Consider the following 21,736-nt stretch of genomic DNA (forward strand, 5'->3'; position numbering starts at 1 on the left):
CCCCGTCACCGAAGCGGCGAGACCTTCGCCCCGCCGGCCGTCCGCCCGGACAGCGTCACCGGTCCCGCCCGCCGCCCGCACGGACGTGACCTGTTCGCTGCCCGCCGCGAGCAGGTACCAGTCCCCCGCCCGCGACTTCCAGCGGACCCCCGCGAGGACACGCGGGTCCCGCGCCCCGCAGGCCGGGGCGGACTCGGACTTGGCGGCCACGACCGCCGTGGTCGCGCCACACCCGTCACCCGCCATGCGCCAGCCGCCAGCCGCTGAACTCGACCGTGCCGCGCCGTCCGTTCCCGCCGTTGGCCGCGGTCATGAACAGGCCCACGTCCTGCGCGGCCGCCGCCCCCGGCACGGAGACCGTCGCCACCGTGCGCCAGGTCGCGCCGTCGTCCGTGGAGCAGGCGCCCGTGTACGAGCCGCCGGAGCGGGTCAGGCGCAGCAGCACCGGGGCCTTGAGTCCGGTGATCCGCTTGTAGTGGTCGAGTGTGCCGTCGCCGTTCGTGTCGTAGGAGAGGACCACGCCGCTGGACGGGGTGACCGCCAGGTTCACGAAACCGGGGGAGCCGGGGGTGGCCAGCGAGTCGCGGGCGACGACGCCCGCCCGCGCCCATCGGCCGGTCTCCGCCTGGGCGTCCACCCGCACGGTGACCGACGAGCCGTCGCGCAGCCCGCCCTCGCGGTAGGCCGTCCCGAACTCGGCGGTGGCCTTCCACAGGTCGGCGCCCCCGCCGTCGATCGCGAACCGGTCGTCGAGCTGCCCGAAGACCGCGCCGTTGTCGGTGTACGTCCTCCAGCTGGCCGCCAGCGGCCCCGCCTCGAAGAGCTCACCCTTGCGGGTGGAGGTGATCCGGCGCTCACCCTCGGGTCCGTACCGCACCTGGAGCGTGTACGGCAGCGGACGCAGCGGCGCGTCCAGCGGGGTTCCGGGGGCGTCGGCCCGCCAGACCACCGTGCCCTTGCCGCCCGGTGCGACGCGCGCCAGGGACGTCGGCCCCTCCGGTGCCGCGTCGATGCCGCCGAGCGTGAAGTCGACCCGGCCGGTCGCCCGCAGCCCGTTGACGTTGTGGAATGTGGCTGCCACACGCGCGTGGCCGCCCGGCGGCATGGCCGGCGGATCGGCCAGGACCGTCAAGGAGCCCTGGTAGGGCGCCCGCGCCAGGACGTCACGCACCCGCGCGGCGGTGCGGTACGCGTCCCCGTACGGCCGCAGCGGATAGTCCTTGCGCTCGCGCGTCCACGGCTCCTCGAACGCGAACCAGTCGACCGGCTCGGGGTCGCGGCCCGCCGCGAGCGCGTCGGTCAGCTCGTCGAGCCACTTCTGCCAGCGCGGCACGTAGAAATCGGCCGTCAGACCGTGCCATTCGCGGTTTCCGTAGTCGCGCAGACGGCCCGGATCGGACGTGGCCCGGCCGCCCCACACCGTGATCAGCGTCTTCGCGGTGCGCTCGAACTCGGCGCGTTCCGCGGCGTTCGTGGCTATGGTCCGCGCGGCGCGCACCCACGGGCCGAGCAGGAACGCGGGCACCGTCCCCGTCACGTCGTCCGAGAGGCGCATCAGCTTCAGCCACAGCGCCGCCAGCGCCTTGAACGTCTCCCGGTCACCCGCGTCGTACGCCGCCTTGAGCTGCGGCAGCAGGTGGCGGCTGCGGTTGGCCAGTGCCTGTCGTGCGGTGTCGGCGACGTCGTACTTGTACGCGGCGCTGCCCCGCAGGTCGGCCGCGACCCCGAGCAGCCCGGCGAGCGCCGCGTCGAAGCGGGCCGGGTCGTAGGTCAGGGCGTGCGGCGCGTAGTAGGCGGCGCTGTCGGCCGACAGGTCGGGCCGCGCGGCGAACAGCGAGTCGTGCGGGTCCGAGCGCCCCACCGCCCGGTGCTGGTACGCCGTCTCGCGCAGCGCCGACCAAGCGGCGCGGGCGTGCCGGTCGGCGCGCCCGTACCGGAACCGCGCGTACCCGTCGAACCAGTCCGCACGGTCCAACGGCCGGTCCGTCCAGGCCAGTTCGGACCACAGCTCGAAGGCGGCCGGGTCGCGGTCGGTGGCCTCCGGCATGTATGCCGTCCCGGCCAGCGCGCTGCCCGGCTTGTCGCGCCAGGCGAAGAACTTCTCGTTCCAGACGTGCGCGCGGGCCCCCGTCGTCGTGCGTCCCCCGAAGTTGGGGATGGTGCCGAACGCGTACGGGGTGCCGGCCCAGTCCTTCTCCCGGTCGGTGACGGACGAGTAGCGGTCCGAGACACCGTCGACGATCAGCATCTTCTTCTTGTCGACGGCGGCCAGCAGTTCGGGCAGCGGGTTGGACTCCCAGCCCAGGATCACCCAGGTCGCGCCGGGCCTGTTCGTCCGCAGCGCCGTCTCGACGCCGCGCGCGGCGCCCGCCACCGGGACGTCACCAGCCGTGCCGCCCTCGTGCAGCAGATCCATCTTGAAGGCGTCGATGTCGCCGAACAGGTCCTTCTGGTGCCGGTAGAACGACGCGGCGACGCGGGCGAAGGAGGTGGTGCGCGGGTCGAGCCAGCCGGGCCGCTGGAAGCCGTGCCAGGTGCCTTGCGGGACGACGTGCGCGTCACCGCCGTTGCGCTCGGCGAACTCCTTGGGCACATGCCCGTAGTAGCCGGGCATGACGGGCCGCATCCCGAGCGCACGCAGCCGATCGGTGATCCGGCGACCCAGCCCGGCGCGTCGCGCGATCAGTGCGGCGGAGAGCGGGCCGCCGTACCCGTACAGGTTCTGCAACAGCCACCACGGCTGGTGGGAGGGGGCGGGCAGCCAGGCGCGCGCCTCCTCGTCGCTGTAGTGGAAGTCGGTGAGGACCCGGTGGTAGACGGCCTCCATGCCGGCGACGACCAGCACCTCGTTGCAGCCGTGCAGTGCGAGGACGTCGATCAGACGCTCCCAGTACGGCCAGTCCTCGTACGGGCCCGTGTAGCCGTCGTTGGTGTCGTTGAGCGCGAAGCGGTGCGGCAGAGCGGTGGACCGTTCCAACGGGCGGGACGGGGCGGGCAGCCGGCGCGGCAGGTGGTCGAGCTGGCTGCCGTTCCACGCGATGTGCGCACCGCACACGTACTTCAGGTACCAGTGGACCCCGGCCAGAAGCACGGCCGGGGTCGTCCCTTCGACGGTGATGCGGCCCCGCGTCCCGGTCACCCGGAAGCGGTCGCCCTCGCCCGAGTCGGCCACCAGTGCGAGGCGGAACTGGTCGGCGTGGTGCGGCAGCCGTCTGCGCAGCGCGGCCTGCGCGGCAAGGGTGCCGAGGGGCGGGGCGGCGGCGTGTGCCCCGCCGCTGCCCAGGCCGGTGAGCGCCGTGCCTGCACCGACGGCGCCCGCCGCCTGAAGGACCGTGCGTCGCCTTGGCGCGGGTGTGCTGGGCATGCGGTGACCCCCTGCGTCGCGGATGGTGCGGCGCACGCTAACGGGGCGGCGGCCCGTGCTCAACGGGACGCGCGGGCAACGGGATCACAGTGGCGCGGAGTTGACGCCGTACGAACGCGACGGCGGATCGGCGTACCCGGCGGTGTCCCGGCTCCCGCGCCCGGTCCACGCCCCGCGGCGCTCACCGCCCGTCCCGGTCCAGATACGCGAGAACGGCCAGAACCCTACGGTTGTCGTCGTCCGAGACCGGCAGGCCGAGCTTGGCGAAAATGTTGGAGGTGTGCTTGGCGACGGCCCGTTCGGTGACGACGAGCTGACCGGCGATGGCCGCGTTGGACCGCCCCTGTGCCATCAGTTCCAGCACCTCCAGCTCGCGCGGTGTGAGCGGCGTGGGCCCGCCAAGCGGTTCGTCCGCCGCGCGGCGCGACAGCAACTGCTGGATGACCTGCGGGTCCATCGCGGTCCCGCCACCCGCCACCCTCCGCACCGCGTCCACGAACTGCTCGGCGTCGAAGACCCGGTCCTTGAGCAGATAGCCGACCCCGCCGCTGCCGTCCGCGAGCAGCTCACGCGCGTACAACCGCTCGACGTGCTGGGACAGGACGAGCACCGGAAGGCCCGGCCGCTCGCGCCGCGCGGCGAGCGCGCACTGCAGCCCCTCGTCGGTGTGCGAGGGCGGGAGCCGCACGTCGACGACGGCGACGTCGGGACTCGACTCGGCCAGGGCCTTGGCGAGTTCGGGGCCGCTCTCGACGGCGGCCGCGATCTCGAAGTCGTACGCCTCCAGGAGCCGCACGAGCCCGTCCCGCAGCAGGAACAGGTCTTCCGCTAGGACAACGCGCAAGGGATCTCCATGGTCACCATGGTCGGACCGCCCGCGGGGGAGCTGACGGCGAGGACACCGTCGAATGTACCCAGCCTGCGCTCGATGCCGTCCAGGCCGCCGCCCGCGCCGACCACCGCGCCGCCCTCGCCGTTGTCGGTGACGGAGATACGCAGCATGCCGGCACTGTGGCGGACGTCGACCCACACACGGCCGGCGCCCGCGTGCTTCACCGCGTTGGTGAGGGTCTCGCTGACCGCGAAGTACGCCGCCGACTCCACGGGGGCGTCGGCCCGCCCCGGCAGCTCCACGTCCACCTCGGTGGGCACCGGGAGCCTGAGCGCGAGCGCCCGTACGGCGTCCCCGAGCCCGCGCTCGGCGAGTACCGGCGGATGGATGCCACGGACCAGGTCGCGCAGCTCGGTCAGCGCGTCGGCGGAGGACCGGCGCGCCTGCGCGAGCAGTTCCCTGGCCTTCGCGGGGTCCTTCTCGATGAGCGCCTCGACCGTGCCGAGGTCCATGCCCACGGCGACGAGCCGCGCCTGCGCCCCGTCGTGCAGGTCGCGCTCGATGCGGCGCAGCTCGGCGGCGGACGTGTCCACGGCGTCCCGCCGTGTCTCGGTCAGTACGCGGACCCGCTCGGTCAGTTCACCGTCGGACGGCGCGAGCGCCGCGCGCGTGACCCGGAAGTGGGCCCGCAGCAGCGCGGGAGCCGCGTACATCCCGACGGCGAGGAACACGGTGCCCAGCAGTGCGGCGAGCAGCGCGCTGCCCTGCCCGGAGATCGGCACGAACGCGTACCAGTAGCCGATGTGCGTGCCGTCCGTGACGGCCCGCCAGAGCCCGGCGGCCATCGCGTACCCCTCCAGCGGATACAGCATGAGGGCCGCGGGCAGCAGCGCGGTCACGCACCCGGCGGTCATGTCGACGAGCAGCCACCGCAGATCCCGCCAGGTCGCCGGGTCGCCGAGCACGAGCCGGGTCCGCCGTACCTGCCCGGCGGGCCCGCCGCCCACGTCAGGCGGCAGCGGCCGGTACGCCGCCGGGATCCGTATCCCGCACCACTCGGCGGCGGCGACCCGCCGCCGGTTCGCCCAGAAGCGCACCAGGCCGAGCACCGACGGTGTGGCCAGGGCGCCCACGCCCAGCGGAACCAGGGCGATGGACAGCACGGACACGACGAACAAGGTGATCGACCCGGCGAGCCCCGCCACGGCGAGCACCACCCCCCGCGCCCCCGCCACCACGGCCCCCCGCACCCTCGTACCCATGCCGCACTCCGTCCGTTCCGCCCGATCGGGCTGATCCGCCCGTTCCTTGCGGTCCAGTGTGGCCGCGGACGGGGTGGCCGGTCAGGAGGAGAGGCCCCCGGAACGGGGGTGTACCTGGTGACACCCCCACCGGGCGGGAGCGCGAGGGGCTGGGGTGGGCCAGACCTGCCCGGCCTTCTCCAGCGCGGTGCAGCACGTGTCGACGAGCGGGCGCGTGACGACGTACGGGTCGACGTTGGCGTTCGGCCGCCGGTCCTCGGTGTACCCCTTGCCGTCCTTCTCGACCTGCCAGGGGATGCGGACGCAGGCGCCGCGGTTCGAGACGCCGTACGAGTACTCGTTCCACGGGGCCGTCTCGTGCAGACCGGTCAGCCGGTCGTCGATCCCGGCGCCGTAGTGCTTGACGTGGTCCATCGGCTTGGAGCCCTCGCCGAGCGCCTCGCACGCGGTCGGAGGCGTGGCCCTCGGCCTGGTTGGTGCTCGACCCGTCGAAGCCCCAGACGGGCAACGCGTCGAGACCGGCGGGCGAGCCCGCGATTATCCTCGTCTTCGAGCGCAGCTTGGCCGTCGGCTCGGTGCCGTCGATCCAGATGTACTCGGCCTTGAACGTCACGGGCCACATCCTCAAGGAGCGGGTCGCTGTCCGCCGGGCAGCCTGACAACGACCCGTTTCCCACCCATTGCCCGTCCGTGAACCCCGCGTCACCCGGGCCGCCCGGGAGCCCGGCGGGCCTCGTGAGGCCGGCCCGGCCGCGAGGGGCCCCAGGGGCCGGCGGGGGGCCGCGGCGGGCCGGACGGCGCTCAGCTGCCGCGCTTCATCGCTTCCTGTACGGCTTCCTGCGAGCGCGCCACCACCGCCGTGCCGTCGTCGGCGGTGATGATAGGGCGCTGGATCAGCTTCGGGTGGGCGGACAGGGCCTCGATCCACTGGTCGCGGGTCGTCGCGTCGCGGGCCCACGTCTTGAGGCCGAGCTCCTTCGCGACGGCTTCCTGGGTGCGGGTGATGTCCCACGGTTCGAGGCCGAGCCGGTCGAGCACGGCACGGATCTCGGCGGGGGCGGGGACGTCCTCCAGGTAGCGGCGGACCGTGTAGTCGGCGCCCTCCGCGTCGAGCTGGGTGAGGGCGCTGCGGCACTTGGAACAGGCCGGGTTGATCCAGATCTCCATGGCGGCAACGGTACCCGTGGTGCGCCGTCAAACGCCGTTTGGCCAGGGGCTTTTGTCAGTGGGCGGCGATAGAATAGAAGCAGTGTTCGAGAGCTTCGGGGGCTCTCGGCGTAGGCGACAGGAGGATGCCCGTGCCCGCTGCCGCACCCGTGTTGTTCGATCTGCCGTACTCACCGCTGGCCAGGAAGCCGCTCCCCGCGGGGCGTCCCCGCGAGTGGTACATCACCCACAACCGCCGGCTCAAGGCCATGCGCCTGGCGATAGCCCTGCTGGACTCGGGCGTGTACCTGCCGAACCAGGCCCACAACAACAGGATCCGCTCCACCGCCGAGCTCATCGGCATCCGTCCGCCGTCCGACACCACGTGCCACATGGTGCGGGCGCTCATGCGGTACTGCCGGTAGGCGATCGCCGGTAACCGGTGGGCGACTGCCGGTGGGCGGCCGGGGCGGTGCGACGCCCCGGCCGCCGCGGTTCCGCCGCGCCCGCCCACCGGTTGCCCGTCCGCGTCCTCAGCGGCCCGACAGTTCCTTCTCCATCGGGGTACGGAACCGCGGGGTCACCACCGTGTCCCCCAGCCACTCCGACAGGCGCCCCGCCTCACGCCGCACCGCCTGCTCCGCCTCGCGCCCGGCCTTCCGGTCGAGCAGCCGCCACACCACCCGGCCCTCCCGGTCCTGGGCCCAGCCGCCCACCACGCGGCCGTTCCACCACACCGTCGGGCCGATGTTGCCACTGCGGTCGAACAGGGCGGGGCGCAGCTTTGGCGCGCAGTACCAGTCGCGGTCCTGCCAGCCCATGGCGGTCGGATCGAGGGCGGGAAGGAGCGCCGCCCAGGGCTCGTCCGACTCCGTGGGCGGCGCGTCCACCTGGTCCGGCAGCACGTAGCCGACCACGCCGTCGCCGTCGCCGTCGAGGGTGACCGGCACCGCGCCGACCGCCGCGAGCGCCCGGCGCACGTCCGTGACCTTCCAGCCCGTCCACCACTTCAGGTCGCCCTCCGTGGCCGGACCGCACACCGCGAGCCAGCGGCGCAGCAGCTCCGACTGGGCCTCGGCGGAGGGGAGTTCGGGGTGCGGGGGAGCGGTGGCCCAGCGGAACTGGCTCGACGTCCACGAGCCGAGCGGCCGCCCGCGGACGACCTTCCCCTCCACTCCGAGGACCCGCATCAACCGCGACGACACGGTGTGCGGGGCCTCATAGCTCTTGCCCTTGCCGTACGTGAACCGCTCCCGCAACCGCGGTTCGTCGGCGGCGAGTTCGGCGACCGTGGCCTGGCCGCGCCGTTCGAGGAAGGCGAGCGTCGACGCCTCCACCTGCGCCAGCCACTCGGGCGTGAGATGGCCGTCGCCGCCCACCGTCAAGTCCTTCAGCAGGTTGGCCCGCTCCCGCGCCGCGACCGCGAGACCGGTCGACGCGTGCACCACGGCGGCCAGTTCCGTCGGGAACACGAACACCGTGTGCCGCATCCCGTGCATCCGCACCAGCGCCCGGTCCTCGTACAGCGCGCGCTCCACGTCCGCGACGGCCCCGCCCGCATCGGTGAGCCGCGCGCCCACCGCCAGGTACACCGTGGCCGGGTCCGTGCCGTGCAGCGCGACGAGCGACCGGGCGACCTCGGGGGCGTCGGCCGCGCGTGCGGTCGGGGCCAGACGGTGGGCGAGGGCGAGCCGCAGCCGCCGCTCGTCCGTGCCGATGTGCCGGGCGGGCCCCTGCCCGCCGCGCTTGCTCGCGTTCACAGCGTTCACGGCTTTCACATTTCCGGTATCGGGGGTCCGGGTGTCGGCGTTCCCGGCATGGGCGGTCCCGGCCTCGGGGTTCCCGGCGTTCATACCGCTCATCCTGCCGGATCGATCACCTGGTCTCACCTGATTGCCGTGTTTGGCATGCGGGCCGTGCGGGCGCACCGTTGACTGGTGCGACCGGAGTACGGCGGTCCGGAGGCCGGAGGGAGGCGTTCCACGATGGTCAGGCGAGGCATACGGGTGGTGGCCGCGGCCGCGCTGACGGCGACGGTCGCCCTCGGCGAGGCGGGCTGCTCCGACGGCTCGGGCACGTCCCCGTCCGGCGCGGCGTCCAAGGCGGCGTCGTTCGCCTCGTCGGCCGCGTCCAAGGGAGCGGCCGTCGCGGCGTCCGCGACGGCCGAGGCGAAAAGACGGCTCGACGCGTTCAAGGGCCGGGCCGACGCCAAGGGCGACGTGAAGACCGGCGCGGTGAAGAAGGACGCCGACGGCCGCGCCACCACCGAGGTCACCGCCACGAACGGCACCGCGGCCACGGCCTCGTACGCCGTCGAGGTCGACTTCCGCGACAGCGGCGGCAACCTCCTCGACGCGGTCGTCGTGACGGTCGACGGCGTCGAGGCGGGCGCCTCGAAGAAGGCCACGGCTCGCAGCAACCGCGCCCTCGGCGGCCACGTCACCGCCGACGTCGCCCGAGCGCTGCGCAACTGAACGGCGGGGCCAGAGCCATGACCAGCCCGGCCGACCGCGACGACTCCGCTGACGGTGGCAGCGCTCGCGCCGACCGCACCCTCGCCGACCAGGACCCCGCCTCCCTGCGCGGCCTCACTCCCAGGAACCCGCCCTTCCGCCGCCGCACGGCCCGCGACTCGGCGTTCCACAGCCCCGCGTCAGGGGACGCGGCCCTCCACGGCACCACCCATCGCACCCCCGCCGAGCGCGCCGAGCACGGGCGACGGATCCGCAGGCAGGTCCCCCGCTCGGCCCACGCCCCGTGGATCCCGGCCGCCGACCGGCCGGACCCGGTCGTCGTCCTGGAGCGGCAGGCCGCCGACCGGCTCCCGGAGCTGCTGCCGGTGCGGTACGGGCGGATGGCGGCCGGACCGCTGCCGTTCCTGCGCGGCGCCGCCGCCGTCATGGCGGGCGACCTCGCGGCGCTGCCGCACACCGGCCTGACCGTCCAGCTCTGCGGCGACGCCCACCTGCTGAACTTCGGCCTGTACGCCACACCGGAGCGCGCCCTCCTCTTCGACGTCGACGACTTCGACGAGACCTACCCGGGCCCGTTCGAATGGGACGTCAAACGGCTCGCCGCGTCGGTCGCCGTCGCCGCCCGCGACAGCGGCCACACCGACAAGGAGGCCCTGCGTGCCGCCCGCGCGGGCGCCACCGCGTACCGCGTGCAGATGCGACGCCTGGCCGCCCTCGGCGAACTGGCGGTCTGGTACGAACGCACCGACGCGCACGAACTGCTCCCGCTGATCCGCTCGGCCCGCCGCCGGCGCCGCTTTGCCGGCACCCTCTCCCACCCCACTCACCGCACCGAACTGCGCTCTTTGGCCGAACTCACCGAGACCGCCGGAAACGGACTTCGCCGCATCGCCCCCGACCCGCCCCTCCTGGAACCCGCGGGCCCCTCCGACGCGGCGGCCCTGCGCAAGATGTTCAGCGACCACCGCTCCACGATCGACGACGACCGGCGCCGCCTGCTCGACCGCTACCGTTTCGTCGACGCGGCCCGCAAGGCCGTCGGCGTGGGCGGCGTCGGCGTGCGCTGCTACGTCGTCCTCCTCACCGGCAGGGACGCCGACGACCCCCTCCTCCTCCAGCTCAAGGAGGCGACCCGCTCGGTGGTGGAGGACCACACCCCCACCCGCGGCCCCCACCTCCACGCGGGCCGCCGGGTCGTCTGCGGTCAGCGCCTGCTCCAGGCGGCCGACGACATCTTTCTCGGCTGGACCACGGGCCCGCGTGGCCGCGCCTTCTACTGGCGCACCCTGCGTGACGTACAGGGCCCGTCGGACGTCGTCGGCCTGCCGCCGGAAGACCTCCGGATGCACGCCCGCCTCTGCGGCACGGCCCTGGCCCGCGGCCACGCCCGCTCAGGCGACCGCATCGCCATCGCCGGCTACCTCGGCAGCGGCGACGCCTTCGACCGCGCGATCGCCTCCTTCGCCCTCCGCTACGCCGACCAGACGGCGACGGACCACGCGACGCTGCGGGACGCGGTGGCGGCGGGCGTGGTGACGGCGGCGCCCGGAGGATGACCGGGGCGCCGCCGACGTACCCGCGCCCGGGGCCTCAGGCCCCCGGGGCCTGGGACGGGGCCTGGTCCTGAGCCTGGGCGGCACCGGCCTTCACTCCGCCCTGAGCGCCGCGTGCCATCTCCCGCAGCGCCTCTTCCTCCTCGTGGCTCAGCGAGGTCTGCACGAGCTGCCCGCCGTACGCGGCGATCTCGGGCACCACCTTGTCCTTGGCGGCATGCTTCACGAGCACGAACAGCGCGGCCGCCCCCGGCCGCAGATTCTGGCTCAGCTCCCTCATGAAGCCGTCGTTGATCCCGGTGTCCGTCATCGCCCCGCCGGCCGCTCCGGCGGCGGCTCCCACCGCCGCACCGAGGAATGGCACCAGGAACAGCAGCCCGATCACACTGCCCCACAACGCCCCGCCCGCGGCGCCGGTCGCCGTGTGGTTCACCGCCTGGTGCAGCTTGATCTTTCCGTCCCCCTCCCTCCGCTCGACGACGACGATGTCCTCGAGCTCGACGAGGTGCTCCCGCGACATCGACAGCAGTTTGTCGCGGACCTGGTCGGCGGTGGCGAGATCGTTGTAGGCGACGACGAACAAGTTGCTCATGACGGCACTCCTCCGAGCACTGGACATGTGTACGACTTGCCCGATTTTATGGGGAATGTGAATTCTCTGCCCGCTCAGCGACGGCCACATGGGCAAGGGTGAGGGGACCGCTCGATCGGCTGACGCACGCGACGGAACCGGGAGCCCCTCGTGCGTCCGAGGTACAGGGATGGAGGACCGCCTCCACGACGGCGAAGGAGCAGCAGACGATGGAACACCACATCATCGCGGAGATGATCGAGCCCGGGGGCGACACCCTCAAGGAATGGCACATGATCCGGGCGGGCGAGGAGGAGGCCATGTGCGGCCGTGTCATCGACCTCTCGGCGGAGAAACTGCCGTCCGAGGCGTGGGGCACCGACCGGGCCAGGCCGTTCTGCCACACGTGCGGAGCGCTCTTCCTGCGGGAGGTTCCCTGAGCGGCGCCCGTCTCCGCACGGCTCACGGCCTGCGGCCGCGCCCGGCCCGTGGCGGGCCGTAGCGGGGGTCCGCCCGTACGCCGCCGCCCGTGCCGGACGTCTGCCGCTGGACGACGCCCGTGAAGGGCGGCCGCACGTCTCGGGCTTCGAGCGCTTGGGGCCCTTTTGCGCCGCTGTGGTGGCATCGGGAGCGGGAGGGGCGGGCTCTCCGCCGCGGCCGGGGCGGGGTCTGCGTCAGGCCAGATCCCGGCGTCGGCCCACCGGGGCCGCGAGCAGGTACAGCGGAGGCAGGAGCGCGGCCGCGCACACCGTCCACAGGGCCGCGTGCGTTCCCGCGTACGTGGCGAGCAGGCCGGCCGTGAGGGCGCCGAGTGGCTGGGCTCCCCAGGAGACGAAGCGGACGGTGGCCATGACACGGGAGAGAAGCTCGGGCGGGGACTGGGTCTGCCGGTAGGTGCGGGTGGTGATCGACCCGATGACGACGCCGAAGGCGAAGCCGGCGTTGCCGAGGGCGAACCAGTAGGCGTCGGCGGCGGACGTGGTCAGCGGGGCCAGCAGGGCGGCGCCGCCGCCGGCCAGCGCGGCCCCGACGAGCCCCCGGGCGGTGCCGAACCGCCGGGTCAGCCGGACCGCCACGGCGGATCCGACGAGCGCGCCGATCCCGTCCGAGGCGAGCACCAGGCCGAGTTGCACCGGCGTCAGGCCGGCCTCACGGACCAGGTAGAGGGGCGTGAGGGCGACCAGGGCGGCGCAGACGAAGTTGGTGGCGGTGGCCCAGAGCATGCAGGGCAGCATCACCGGGTGCCGCGTCACGTACGTCCAGCCCTCGCGGATCATCCGGAGGGCGCCGTCGCCGGTGCGGGGTGCGGGGCGGCGCTCGGGCAGGGTGCGCAGCAGCACGGCGGAGAGCAGGTAACTGGCCGCGTCCACGAGAAGCGCGCCGACCGGGCCCGCGGCGTGCACGAGGAGGCCGCCCCCGGAAGGCCCCCCGGTCTCGGTGACGGCGTGCGTGCCGGACATCAGGCTGTTGCGGTCGGCGAGTTGTCGGGCCGGGACGACGGCGGGCAGAAAGGTCGAGTTGCCGATGTCGAAGAGTACGGTCGCGGCGCCGGTGACCAGCGCGGCGAGGAACAGGTGCGGGTAGCTGAGCCGGCCGAGCCACCAGGCGAGCGGCAGGGATCCGACGGCGACGAGCCGTACGAGATCGAGGGTGACCTGGAGGCGGCGGAGCGGGACCCGCTGGGCGATCACTCCGGCGGGGAGGCTGAGCAGCAGCCAGGAGATCTGACCGGCGGCGGCGAGCAGGGCGGCCTGCAGCGCGGTGGCGTCAAGGACGGTGAGGGCGACCAGGGGCAGGGCGAGCGCGGTGACGGCGGTGCCCGCGTTGCTGACGGTGGCGGCGCCCCAGTAGCGCCAGAAGACGCCGGTGGACGAGATCGCGTGGTGGCCGCTGCGGCGATCACGCTCCGGGATCGCCGGTGCTTCGCTCATTCGACGTCACCCTCCAGTGGGTTTCTTAAGGGAACTTACCTCTTCGCGGACTAAGTTCCTATCTGGAACTGACCTCATGGCGCAAGATGGTTTCGAAGAATGAACGCCGCGTCCGCAAGACAGGAGAGCCATGGCCAGGTCGGTGCCCGAGCGGGACGCCGCCTGCGCGATCGCGCAGGCGGCGGCGGTGGTCGGCGACTGGTGGAGCCTGCTCCTGGTACGGGAGACCGCACGCGGGCACCACCGGTTCGACGTCCTCCAGGAGGAACTGGGGATCTCCCGCAAGGTGCTGACCGAGCGCCTTGCGCACCTGGTGCAGGCGGAGGTCCTGGAGAAGGTTCCGTACCAGAGCGGCCCGGTGAGGTACGAGTACCGGCTGACCGCGAGCGGGCGGGGGCTGCTGCCCGTGCTGCTCTCGATGCAGGACTGGGCGGACCGCTGGCTGCTCGGCGACGGCTCACTGAGCGGCACGGCCGACGAGGAGAGCGCCGAGACACGGCGAGTGGCGGACCTGGTGGGCGAGCGGCTGCCCCGCCTGGAACTGCCGGGACACCGGGACAGCGAGCCGCTGGACCCGGTGGCCGACGCCGCGGCCACCGTCCTGTTCTGCTACCCGGCGACCGGCCGTCCGGGCCCGCTGCCGGACGACTGGGCCGACATTCCCGGCGCCATCGGCTGCACACTGGAGAACCGGCTGTTCCGGGACGCGTACGACGACTTCCGCGCGGCCGGGGCCGAGGTGCGCGGCGTGAGCACTCAACGCCCTGACGAGCAGCGAGTGTTCGCGGTCGAGGAAGGCATCCCCTTCACCCTGCTCTCCGACGTCGACCTGCGCCTCGCCGCCGCTCTGCGGCTACCGGTCTTCCGCGTCGGGCAGGCACTGCGGCTGAAGAGGGCGGTTGTGGTGGTGGACCGCGAACGCGTGGTGCGCCAGGCACGTTTCCCGGTCACGGACATCCCGGGAGCGGTGCACGAGGCATTGACGGTGGCACGGCGGGTGGCGGCGGGGAGCCGAGGGGCGACGCCGTGAACCTGCGGTCGCCGGCGGCTTGAGGGGGCGCCGTGGCTCGTCGCGCTCGCCGTCCCCGAGGCATTCGTGGAGACCACCGTCGGCGCCCCGCACCGCCACCTCGGCGGCGGACCCCAGGTCTGTCCGGACTGATGGGAGTAGCCGGTGGAGGGCAGCGGGCGAAGTGACCTCGCCAGTGAGGGCCGCCACCCCGACTTCGGGGTGGCGGCCCTCATGACGCCGCAGGTCACAGCCGGTTTCCGGGGCTCGCGCCCCGGTCGCCCGACCGGCCTCGCCTCTTAGATGTCGTAGTACAGCTCGAACTCGTGCGGGTGCGGCCGCAGCTGGATCGGGGCGATCTCGTTCGTGCGCTTGTAGTCGATCCACGTCTCGATCAGGTCGGACGTGAACACGCCGCCCGCCTGGAGGTACTCGTTGTCCGCCTCGAGGGCGTCGAGGACCGCCGGGAGGGAGGTCGGGACCTGGGGGACGCCCGCGTGCTCCTCGGGGGCGAGCTCGTAGAGGTCCTTGTCGATCGGCTCGGCCGGCTCGATCTTGTTCTTGACGCCGTCCAGGCCCGCGAGGAGGAGGGCCGAGAAGGCCAGGTACGGGTTGGAGGACGGGTCCGGGGCGCGGAACTCGACGCGCTTGGCCTTCGGGTTCGAGCCCGTGATCGGGATGCGCATGGCCGCCGAGCGGTTGCGCTGGCTGTAGACCAGGTTGACCGGGGCCTCGAAGCCGGGGACCAGGCGGTGGTACGAGTTGACCGTCGGGTTGGTGAAGGCCAGCAGCGACGGGGCGTGCTTGAGGATGCCGCCGATGTAGTAGCGGGCGGTGTCCGAGAGGCCCGCGTAGCCCTGCTCGTCGTAGAAGAGGGGCTCGCCGCCGTTCCACAGCGACTGGTGGACGTGCATGCCCGAGCCGTTGTCGCCGAAGATCGGCTTCGGCATGAAGGTCGCGGTCTTGCCGTTGCGCCAGGCGACGTTCTTCACGATGTACTTGAAGAGCATCAGGTCGTCGGCGGCGGCCAGCAGCGTGTTGAACTTGTAGTTGATCTCCGCCTGGCCGGCCGTGCCCACCTCGTGGTGCTGGCGCTCGACCTTCAGGCCCGCCTTGTCCAGCTCGAGGGAGATCTCGGCGCGCAGGTCGGCGAAGTGGTCGACCGGCGGGGCCGGGAAGTAGCCGCCCTTGTAGCGGACCTTGTAGCCGCGGTTGTTCTCTTCCTTGCCCGTGTTCCAGGCGCCCGCCTCGGAGTCGATCTCGTAGACCGAGCGGTTGGCGGTCGTCTCGAAGCGGACGTTGTCGAAGACGTAGAACTCGGCCTCCGGGCCGAAGAACGCGGTGTCGGCGATGCCGGTCGAGGCCAGGTACGCCTCGGCCTTCTTCGCCACGTTGCGCGGGTCACGGGAGTACTGCTCGCCCGTGATCGGGTCGTGGATGAAGAAGTTGACGTTCAGCGTCTTGTCACGGCGGAACGGGTCCACGCGGGCCGTCGACAGGTCCGCGCGCAGCGCCATGTCGGACTCGTGGATGGCCTGGAAGCCGCGGATCGACGAGCCGTCGAAGGCCAGCTCCTCGGAGGGGTCGAACGCCTCGGCCGGCACCGTGAAGTGCTGCATCACACCCGGCAGGTCGCAGAAGCGGACGTCGACGAACTTGACGTCCTCGTCCGCGATGAATTTCTTGGCGTCATCGGCGTTCTGGAACATCCAACTCCTCCTACTCCCGACCCGGGGAGGGGCGGGGTTGCAGCTCGGTGGTGTGGCCAGTGCGGTGGCTACACGCTCGGCCCGACCTTAGGCAGGCGGCATTTCTCGAGCGTGACCCATTTGTTTCACCCAAGTTAACCGGCTCGGGGGTCAGGGCGGCGTGAGCGACGGGCCGCAGTACCGTGGACGGGTGGATAACAGGGATGCAATGGGATCGTGGCTGTCCGGGCCCCGCGAGGCCCTGGAGAACGCGGGCGCGGACCTCGGGTACCGGGGCGAACAGCTCGGTCTCCCGGAGCACGGACCGGGGTCGATCGCGCGCCCCGGCCGCCGTATCGGGGCGCTCTTCGTCGACTGGGCGCTGTGCATGCTGATCGCATACGGCCTCGTGACGCGTGGTTACAGCCAGGCCACGGGCAACTGGGCGCTGCTCATCTTCTTCGTGCTCGGCGTACTCACCGTCGGCACCGTCGGCTTCACGCCGGGCAAGCGGCTGTTCGGGCTGCGGGTCGTTTCGCAGAGCGGCGGGCGCCCGGGAACCGGCCGGGTCGTGCTGCGCACGTTCCTGCTGTGCCTCGCCGTTCCGGCGCTGATCTGGGACCGCGACGGCCGGGGGCTGCACGACCGGCTGGCGAAGTCGGTGGAGGTGCGCGTCTGACGGCTCGGCGAAGCTTCCCGGCGGGGGAGAGCCGGACGAGCGGGCGAGCGGACGCCGGGAAGCCGCACACGGCGGACGGTCATGCGCGACGGGGCGGGGGGGGGGAACCGGAAAGGTTCCGCCCCGCCCCTTTCGCGTTCCCGCGGCAGCGGCAGCGTCAGCGCATCTTGCCGCCGCCGCCCTTCGGCATCCGCATCCCCTTGGGCATCGGGCCCTTCGGGAGCGGCATGTTCGACATCAGGTCGCCCATCGCGCGCAGACGGTCGTTGGTCGTGGTCACCTGGGGGCCGGTCAGCACGCGCGGCAGCTTGAGCATCGTCGTACGGAGCTTCTTCAGCGGCACCGTGCCCTCGGGGCCGTCCTTGGTGCCGACGACGATGTCGTGGACCGGGACGTCCGCCACGATGCGGGCCATCTTCTTCTTCTCGGCGGCCAGCAGGGACTTCACCCGGTTCGGGTTGCCCTCCGCGACCAGCACGATGCCCGCTTTGCCGACCGCGCGGTGCACGACGTCCTGGCTGCGGTTCATCGCGACCGCGGGGGTCGTCGTCCAGCCGCGGCCGATGTTGTCGAGCACGGCCGCCGCCGCGCCGGGCTGCCCCTCCATCTGCCCGAAGGCCGCTCGCTCGGCACGGCGTCCGAAGACGATCGCCATCGCGAGGAAGGCGAGCAGGAAGCCGAGAATTCCGAGGTAGATGGGGTGACCGATCAAGAAACCGACCGCGAGGAAGACACCAAAGGTGACGATTCCCACACCCGCGAGTACAAGACCGATCTTCGGATCGGCCTTGCTGGTCATCTTGTAGGTCAGAGCGATCTGCTTGAGTCGCCCGGGGTTCGCAGCGTCCGCTGCACTTTCCTTCCTCGCCATGTCTTGAAGTCTACGTGGCCGGTGCGGCGGGAAGAACCCGCACCGGCCCCGGCCCGCTCAGCCCCGGGTGGAGACGGCCTGGAGCATGCGCTCGGCCTCGACCCGGTCCTTGGCCCGCCGACGGTCCTCCAGGACGGAGGTCCAGGCGTTGCGGCGGGCGGTGCGCTGGCCGCCGCTCATGAGGAGCGACTCCATGGCGCGCAGGGCGTCGGTGACGGTCGGGATGGCGGTGGCGCGGACGGAGGGCGCGGCCTGCATCGTTGAGGTCCTCCTCGGGGCGGATCAGGCTCTGGTGACAGGTGCGTGAGGTACGTCAGGTGCGTCAGGTACGTGAGGTGTGTCAGGCGCTCGACGGTGTACCGGGCGTGACAGCAGCGTCACTGTTTGGTGTTACCAGGGCGTGTCCGACCGGTCAAACGCCCATGAAGGGTCGGTGGTGTGGTGCGGAACGCCGACGCGGCCCCTGCGCCGTCCCTATCTGCGGGGACGGCCGGGGCCGCGCCGATCCGGCCGATACTGGCCAGTAGTCGCTTGTGCGCGAATTCACACGCTCGCGCTCGCGGCGTGCGGGCCGTCGCGCCTCACACCGCCTGCGAGGCCACGTACGAGCCGTCCCGCTGCGGAGTGGCTGAATGACGCTGTTCGATCGCCATCCGGTACAGCCGTCCGGCCCGGTACGAGGAGCGGACCAGCGGGCCCGACATGACGCCGGAGAAACCGATCTGCTCGGCCTCCTCCTTCAACTCCACGAACTCGTCCGGCTTGACCCAGCGCTCCACGGGGTGGTGGCGCACGGACGGGCGCAGGTACTGCGTGATGGTGACCAGCTCGCAGCCCGCCTCGTGCAGCTGGCGCAGCGCGTCGCTGATCTCCTCGCGGGTCTCGCCCATGCCGAGGATCAGGTTCGACTTGGTGACCAGGCCGTACTCGCGGGCCTCCGTGATGACCTTCAGGGAGCGCTCGTAACGGAAGCCGGGGCGGATCCGCTTGAAGATCCGCGGGACCGTCTCGACGTTGTGCGCGAAGACCTCGGGGCGGGAGGCGAAGACCTCGGCCAACTGCTCGGGTACCGCGTTGAAGTCGGGGGCGAGCAGCTCCACCTTCGTACGGCCGTCGGCGCGCTCGGCGGTCTGCTGGTGGATCTGGCGGACCGTCTCCGCGTACAGCCAGGCGCCGCCGTCCTCCAGGTCGTCGCGGGCGACACCGGTGATCGTGGCGTAGTTGAGGTCCATGGTGACGACGGACTCGCCGACGCGGCGCGGCTCGTCACGGTCGAGCGCCTCGGGCTTGCCCGTGTCGATCTGGCAGAAGTCGCAGCGGCGCGTGCACTGGTCGCCGCCGATGAGGAACGTGGCCTCGCGGTCCTCCCAGCACTCGTAGATGTTGGGACAGCCCGCTTCCTGGCAGACCGTGTGCAGGCCCTCGCTCTTCACGAGGTTCTGCATCTTGGTGTACTCGGGACCCATTTTCGCCCGGGTCTTGATCCACTCGGGCTTGCGCTCGATGGGGGTCTGGCTGTTGCGGACCTCCAGGCGCAGCATCTTGCGTCCGTCGGGTGCGACTGCGGACACGACCGGCTCCCTAAAGCTTTGATTCTTCGGCGCACCTCAGGGTACGCCCGTGATGTGCATGGCCCTCACCGGTGGCCAACCTGTGGAGCTTGGGGTGCATTCCCCTGGATGGCGTACGCGGCTACGCCGGGGTCTCCTCCACCGCGCGCGGCTTGAGGTCGGCGTGGGCCAGGACGTCGTGCAGGTGGCGCTCCGCGACCGGGAGAACCTCCTCGATCGTGACCTCGCGGCCCAGCTCGTACGAGAGCGACGTCACTCCGGCGTCACGGATGCCGCACGGGATGATCTTGTCGAAGTTCGAGGTGTCCGGGTTCACGTTCAGGGCGAAGCCGTGCATCGTGACCCCCTTGGCCACGCGTACCCCCATGGCGCAGATCTTGCGGTCCTCGCGGCGCTGGCCCGCGTTGGACGGGGCGTACTCGGGGCCGTTGAGACGGGGGTCGAACTCCGGGTCGCTCGCGCGCGGGTCGAAGTCGAGTTGCAGCCCTCCGGCACCGGGCGCCGGACGCTGCTCGACCGGGTCGCCGAGGACCCACACCCCGGCGCGGCCCTCCACCCGGGACGTCTCGACGCCGAACTCGGCGCAGACCCGGATGATCGCGTCCTCCAGGCGGCGCATGTGCGCGACCACGTCGACCGGGCGCGGCAGTTTCTGGATCGGGTAGCCGACGAGCTGGCCGGGGCCGTGCCAGGTGATCTTGCCACCGCGGTCCACGTCCACGACCGGGGTGCCGTCGAGCGGGCGCTCCTCGGGTGCGGTGCGCTTGCCCGCCGTGTAGACCGGCGGGTGTTCGAGCAGCAGGCACGTGTCGGGCACCTCGTCGGCGAAACGGGCGGCGTGCACGCGGCGCTGCTCGTCCCAGGCGGTCTGGTACTCGACCATCTCCGCACCGAATCCCATGCGGACGAACCGCAACTCCTCACTCACGGCAAGTGCCTCCCTAAAACCTTCACCGTGCAGGTATCGCGCCATCAGCCACTGTACGGCGCGGGCCTCGACGCCAGCCGTTCAGGCAATCCTCACACGATCGGATGAAAGCGGGGCACGGCTGCTCTGTACGGGGGACGGTGTGTGCGCTGCGTGATACCTTCGGCGCCGTCCGTGAGCGGCGCCGCTCCGTGGAGCGGGAGAAAACCGTCATATCGGCCACGATGATCACGACGACCACGCCGTTCCCGCGAGGGAGCAAGTGCAGAGGGGGGCGCGCAAAGCCCCCCTCTGCGGTTTTTCCAGGGCCCGGAAGGCAATCGCACAGCATGACGGAACGACCTCCGCAGCGCACCCCGAACCGCCAGCTCGCCGCGCTCATCGCGGAGGCCGGATTCTCCAACGCGGGCCTGGCCCGGCGAGTGGATCAGCTCGGTCTCGAACACGGCCTCGACCTGCGGTACGACAAGACCTCCGTGACCCGGTGGCTGCGCGGGCAGCAGCCGCGCGGCACCACGCCCGCGCTGATCGCCGAGGTGTTCACGCGGCGCCTCGGGCGGCGGTTGTCCGCGCAGGACCTCGGGCTCGACGCGTGCGCGCCGGTGTACGCGGGGCTTGAGTTCGCGGCCTCGCCCGACGAGGCGGTCGACATCGTCAGCGGGCTGTGGCGCAAGGACTCCGGCAGCCACGCGGAGCTGCGCAAGATCGCGTTCACCCCGGCCGGGCTCGTCGTGCCCAGCCGGGACTGGCTGATCGGCAGGGCCGACGACAAGGTGGGCCGCCCGGGCGAGCAGGCCGCCGCCTCCAGGGTCCCGGGGCAGGGCAGGCCGCCCGTGGTCGCGGTCCCGCGGCAGCGTACGCAGAGCGAGCGCGCTCCCGGGCAGAGGGTGAGCGGCGGCGACATCGCGGCCCTGTGCTCGGTGGGCGAGCTGTTCCGCACGCTCGACCACGCGTACGGGGGCGGGCACGCGCGGCAGGCGCTCGTCCGCTACCTGGAGCACGAGGCCGAGCCGATGCTGCGCGGCACGTACGGCGAGCAGACCGGGCGCCGGCTCTTCGCGGCGGTCGCCGATCTGACACGGCTCGCCGGGTGGACGTCGTACGACATCGCGGCGCACGGGCTCGCCCAGCGGTACTTCGTGCAGGCGCTGCGGCTCGCGCAGGCGGCGGGGGACCGGCTGTACGGGGCGTACGTACTGGTCACCATGAGCCGGCAGGCGGTGTATCTCGGGCACGGCCGGGAGGCGGTGCAGCTGGCGCGCGTCGCCCAGCAGGGGGTCGGCGGTTCGGTGCCGCCCGCGGCGCACGCGGTGCTGCACGCCGCGGAGGCCCGGGGGTACGGGGTGCTCGGGGAGGTACGGGCCTGTACGGCGGCGCTGATCCGGGCGGAGCGGGCGCTGGAGGCGGGGCGCAACGGGGACGATGTGCCGCACTGGGCGCGGTTCTTCGACGAGGCGCAGCTGGCGGACGAGTTCGGGCACTGCTACCGGGATCTGCAGCAGTACCGGGCTGCCGCGCAGCACGCCGAGCGGTCGTTGCAGTTGCGGGCGCCCGGGTACGCGCGCAGCCGTCTGTTCTGCCGGGTGGTGCTGGCCTCGGCGCGGCTCGGACTCGGTGAGCTGGACGTGGCGTGCGCCCTCGGAGCGGACGCGGCGGCCGCGGCGGCGGACATGCGGTCGGTGCGGGCGCACGAGTACGTGCGGGAGTTCGAGCGCCGGTTGGAGCCGTACCGCGACGCGGGGGCCGTCCGGGGGTACCGGGACAAGGTGGCTGGGCTCGGGTGACGCCGCGGTGGTCCGGGGCCTCGCGCCGCCGCACCGGGCCTGACCTTGCCGCACCGCGGCCGGACCCGCCCCC

The 21,736-nt window shown here is 72.5% G+C and carries 20 protein-coding genes and 1 pseudogene; 8 read left to right on the plus strand and 13 right to left on the minus strand.

Annotation, left to right across the window (positions count from 1 at the left end):
- Positions 1-235: 235 nt before the first annotated feature.
- From OFY01_RS24230 to OFY01_RS24245, 4 genes and pseudogenes are all read right to left on the minus strand, one after another.
- Positions 236-3,364, minus strand: coding sequence for an alpha-N-acetylglucosaminidase (locus tag OFY01_RS24230; protein ID WP_266603247.1), 3,129 nt, complete (start codon positions 3,362-3,364; stop codon positions 236-238).
- 181 nt (positions 3,365-3,545) lie between these two features.
- Positions 3,546-4,208 carry a response regulator transcription factor gene (locus OFY01_RS24235; protein WP_266603248.1) on the minus strand — a complete coding sequence of 221 codons (663 nt, stop codon included), beginning with the start codon at positions 4,206-4,208 and terminating at the stop codon, positions 3,546-3,548.
- Entirely contained in the window at positions 4,193-5,458 is a 1,266-nt protein-coding gene (locus tag OFY01_RS24240; protein WP_266603249.1) for a sensor histidine kinase, read from the minus strand. The genes OFY01_RS24235 and OFY01_RS24240 overlap by 16 nt, the downstream gene beginning before the upstream one ends.
- Before the next feature lie 162 nt (positions 5,459-5,620).
- A pseudogene (locus OFY01_RS24245) lies at positions 5,621-6,017 on the minus strand (glutamine synthetase); the annotation flags it as partial.
- Between OFY01_RS24245 and OFY01_RS24250 the strand changes: the two are divergent.
- Positions 5,932-6,117, plus strand: coding sequence for a hypothetical protein (locus tag OFY01_RS24250; RefSeq protein ID WP_266603277.1), 186 nt, complete (start codon positions 5,932-5,934; stop codon positions 6,115-6,117). The pseudogene OFY01_RS24245 and the gene OFY01_RS24250 overlap by 86 nt on opposite strands.
- A gap of 142 nt (positions 6,118-6,259) precedes the next feature.
- Here the strand turns inward: OFY01_RS24250 and OFY01_RS24255 are convergent, their stop codons facing one another.
- Positions 6,260-6,625 carry an arsenate reductase family protein gene (locus OFY01_RS24255; RefSeq protein WP_266603250.1) on the minus strand — a complete coding sequence of 122 codons (366 nt, stop codon included), beginning with the start codon at positions 6,623-6,625 and terminating at the stop codon, positions 6,260-6,262.
- Positions 6,626-6,750: 125 nt separating this feature from the next.
- On the opposite strand from OFY01_RS24255, the gene OFY01_RS24260 reads away from it, so the two are divergent.
- Positions 6,751-7,029 carry a hypothetical protein gene (locus OFY01_RS24260; RefSeq protein WP_407700413.1) on the plus strand — a complete coding sequence of 93 codons (279 nt, stop codon included), beginning with the start codon at positions 6,751-6,753 and terminating at the stop codon, positions 7,027-7,029.
- A 108-nt stretch (positions 7,030-7,137) separates the two neighbouring features.
- Here OFY01_RS24260 and OFY01_RS24265 read toward each other — a convergent pair whose 3' ends face one another.
- Positions 7,138-8,373 carry a winged helix DNA-binding domain-containing protein gene (locus OFY01_RS24265; RefSeq protein ID WP_266603252.1) on the minus strand — a complete coding sequence of 412 codons (1,236 nt, stop codon included), beginning with the start codon at positions 8,371-8,373 and terminating at the stop codon, positions 7,138-7,140.
- A 216-nt stretch (positions 8,374-8,589) separates the two neighbouring features.
- Between OFY01_RS24265 and OFY01_RS24270 the strand changes: the two genes are divergently transcribed.
- Together OFY01_RS24270 and OFY01_RS24275 are read left to right on the plus strand one after the other, a co-directional pair.
- Positions 8,590-9,078 carry a hypothetical protein gene (locus tag OFY01_RS24270; RefSeq protein ID WP_266603253.1) on the plus strand — a complete coding sequence of 163 codons (489 nt, stop codon included), beginning with the start codon at positions 8,590-8,592 and terminating at the stop codon, positions 9,076-9,078.
- Positions 9,079-9,095: 17 nt separating this feature from the next.
- Positions 9,096-10,634 (plus strand): DUF2252 domain-containing protein, encoded by a 1,539-nt coding sequence (locus tag OFY01_RS24275; protein WP_266603254.1) that lies wholly within the window; start codon positions 9,096-9,098, stop codon positions 10,632-10,634.
- A gap of 34 nt (positions 10,635-10,668) precedes the next feature.
- Here the strand turns inward: OFY01_RS24275 and OFY01_RS24280 are convergent, their stop codons facing one another.
- Positions 10,669-11,223 carry a DUF1269 domain-containing protein gene (locus tag OFY01_RS24280; protein ID WP_266603255.1) on the minus strand — a complete coding sequence of 185 codons (555 nt, stop codon included), beginning with the start codon at positions 11,221-11,223 and terminating at the stop codon, positions 10,669-10,671.
- Positions 11,224-11,432: 209 nt separating this feature from the next.
- Here OFY01_RS24280 and OFY01_RS24285 point away from each other — a divergent pair, with 209 nt between their 5' ends.
- Entirely contained in the window at positions 11,433-11,642 is a 210-nt protein-coding gene (locus OFY01_RS24285; protein WP_266603256.1) for a hypothetical protein, read from the plus strand.
- A gap of 234 nt (positions 11,643-11,876) precedes the next feature.
- Here OFY01_RS24285 and OFY01_RS24290 read toward each other — a convergent pair whose 3' ends face one another.
- The gene (locus OFY01_RS24290; RefSeq protein WP_266603257.1) at positions 11,877-13,133 is read right to left on the minus strand and encodes an MFS transporter; all 1,257 of its coding nucleotides are present in this window, start codon (positions 13,131-13,133) and stop codon (positions 11,877-11,879) included.
- Between the two features lie 130 nt (positions 13,134-13,263).
- Between OFY01_RS24290 and OFY01_RS24295 the strand changes: the two genes are divergently transcribed.
- Positions 13,264-14,163, plus strand: a complete 900-nt coding sequence (locus OFY01_RS24295; RefSeq protein ID WP_266603259.1) for a winged helix-turn-helix transcriptional regulator — start codon at positions 13,264-13,266, stop codon at positions 14,161-14,163.
- 278 nt (positions 14,164-14,441) lie between these two features.
- On the opposite strand, the gene glnA is transcribed toward OFY01_RS24295, so the two are convergent.
- Positions 14,442-15,851 (minus strand): type I glutamate--ammonia ligase, encoded by a 1,410-nt coding sequence (gene glnA / locus OFY01_RS24300; protein WP_266603261.1) that lies wholly within the window; start codon positions 15,849-15,851, stop codon positions 14,442-14,444.
- Positions 15,852-16,041: 190 nt separating this feature from the next.
- Here glnA and OFY01_RS24305 point away from each other — a divergent pair, with 190 nt between their 5' ends.
- Positions 16,042-16,509 carry an RDD family protein gene (locus OFY01_RS24305; protein ID WP_266603263.1) on the plus strand — a complete coding sequence of 156 codons (468 nt, stop codon included), beginning with the start codon at positions 16,042-16,044 and terminating at the stop codon, positions 16,507-16,509.
- Positions 16,510-16,666: 157 nt separating this feature from the next.
- Here the strand turns inward: OFY01_RS24305 and OFY01_RS24310 are convergent, their stop codons facing one another.
- The 4 genes from OFY01_RS24310 to lipB all read right to left on the minus strand — a co-directional run bounded on the left by OFY01_RS24310 (position 16,667) and on the right by lipB (position 19,879).
- Complete coding sequence (locus tag OFY01_RS24310) at positions 16,667-17,380, minus strand: DUF4191 domain-containing protein (protein WP_266603265.1); 714 nt, start codon at positions 17,378-17,380, stop codon at positions 16,667-16,669.
- Positions 17,381-17,437: 57 nt separating this feature from the next.
- On the minus strand, positions 17,438-17,638 hold the full coding sequence (locus OFY01_RS24315) for an SCO2195 family GlnR-regulated protein (protein WP_266603267.1): 201 nt from the start codon (positions 17,636-17,638) through the stop codon (positions 17,438-17,440).
- Between the two features lie 323 nt (positions 17,639-17,961).
- Positions 17,962-18,951 (minus strand): lipoyl synthase, encoded by a 990-nt coding sequence (gene lipA / locus OFY01_RS24320; protein WP_266603269.1) that lies wholly within the window; start codon positions 18,949-18,951, stop codon positions 17,962-17,964.
- Positions 18,952-19,072: 121 nt separating this feature from the next.
- Positions 19,073-19,879 carry a lipoyl(octanoyl) transferase LipB gene (gene lipB, locus OFY01_RS24325; protein WP_266603271.1) on the minus strand — a complete coding sequence of 269 codons (807 nt, stop codon included), beginning with the start codon at positions 19,877-19,879 and terminating at the stop codon, positions 19,073-19,075.
- Positions 19,880-20,208: 329 nt separating this feature from the next.
- Here lipB and OFY01_RS24330 point away from each other — a divergent pair, with 329 nt between their 5' ends.
- Positions 20,209-21,663 carry a regulator gene (locus OFY01_RS24330; protein ID WP_266603273.1) on the plus strand — a complete coding sequence of 485 codons (1,455 nt, stop codon included), beginning with the start codon at positions 20,209-20,211 and terminating at the stop codon, positions 21,661-21,663.
- Positions 21,664-21,736 lie beyond the last annotated feature (73 nt).

It is taken from the genome of Streptomyces beihaiensis (genome assembly GCF_026274175.1).
GTDB classification, from domain to species: Bacteria; Actinomycetota; Actinomycetes; order Streptomycetales; family Streptomycetaceae; genus Streptomyces; species Streptomyces beihaiensis.

Excerpts from the sequence above, each read along its gene's own strand:
- OFY01_RS24230 (WP_266603247.1), bottom strand. The coding sequence starts at position 3,364 with ATGCCCAGCACACCCGCGCCAAGGCGACGCACGGTCCTTCAGGCGGCG.
- OFY01_RS24240 (WP_266603249.1), bottom strand. The coding sequence starts at position 5,458 with ATGGGTACGAGGGTGCGGGGGGCCGTGGTGGCGGGGGCGCGGGGGGTG.
- OFY01_RS24255 (WP_266603250.1), bottom strand. The coding sequence starts at position 6,625 with ATGGAGATCTGGATCAACCCGGCCTGTTCCAAGTGCCGCAGCGCCCTC.
- OFY01_RS24260 (WP_407700413.1), top strand. The coding sequence starts at position 6,751 with ATGCCCGTGCCCGCTGCCGCACCCGTGTTGTTCGATCTGCCGTACTCA.
- OFY01_RS24270 (WP_266603253.1), top strand. The coding sequence starts at position 8,590 with ATGGTCAGGCGAGGCATACGGGTGGTGGCCGCGGCCGCGCTGACGGCG.
- OFY01_RS24275 (WP_266603254.1), top strand. The coding sequence starts at position 9,096 with ATGACCAGCCCGGCCGACCGCGACGACTCCGCTGACGGTGGCAGCGCT.
- OFY01_RS24280 (WP_266603255.1), bottom strand. The coding sequence starts at position 11,223 with ATGAGCAACTTGTTCGTCGTCGCCTACAACGATCTCGCCACCGCCGAC.
- OFY01_RS24285 (WP_266603256.1), top strand. The coding sequence starts at position 11,433 with ATGGAACACCACATCATCGCGGAGATGATCGAGCCCGGGGGCGACACC.
- OFY01_RS24290 (WP_266603257.1), bottom strand. The coding sequence starts at position 13,133 with ATGAGCGAAGCACCGGCGATCCCGGAGCGTGATCGCCGCAGCGGCCAC.
- OFY01_RS24295 (WP_266603259.1), top strand. The coding sequence starts at position 13,264 with ATGGCCAGGTCGGTGCCCGAGCGGGACGCCGCCTGCGCGATCGCGCAG.
- glnA (WP_266603261.1), bottom strand. The coding sequence starts at position 15,851 with ATGTTCCAGAACGCCGATGACGCCAAGAAATTCATCGCGGACGAGGAC.
- OFY01_RS24310 (WP_266603265.1), bottom strand. The coding sequence starts at position 17,380 with ATGGCGAGGAAGGAAAGTGCAGCGGACGCTGCGAACCCCGGGCGACTC.
- OFY01_RS24315 (WP_266603267.1), bottom strand. The coding sequence starts at position 17,638 with ATGCAGGCCGCGCCCTCCGTCCGCGCCACCGCCATCCCGACCGTCACC.
- OFY01_RS24330 (WP_266603273.1), top strand. The coding sequence starts at position 20,209 with ATGACGGAACGACCTCCGCAGCGCACCCCGAACCGCCAGCTCGCCGCG.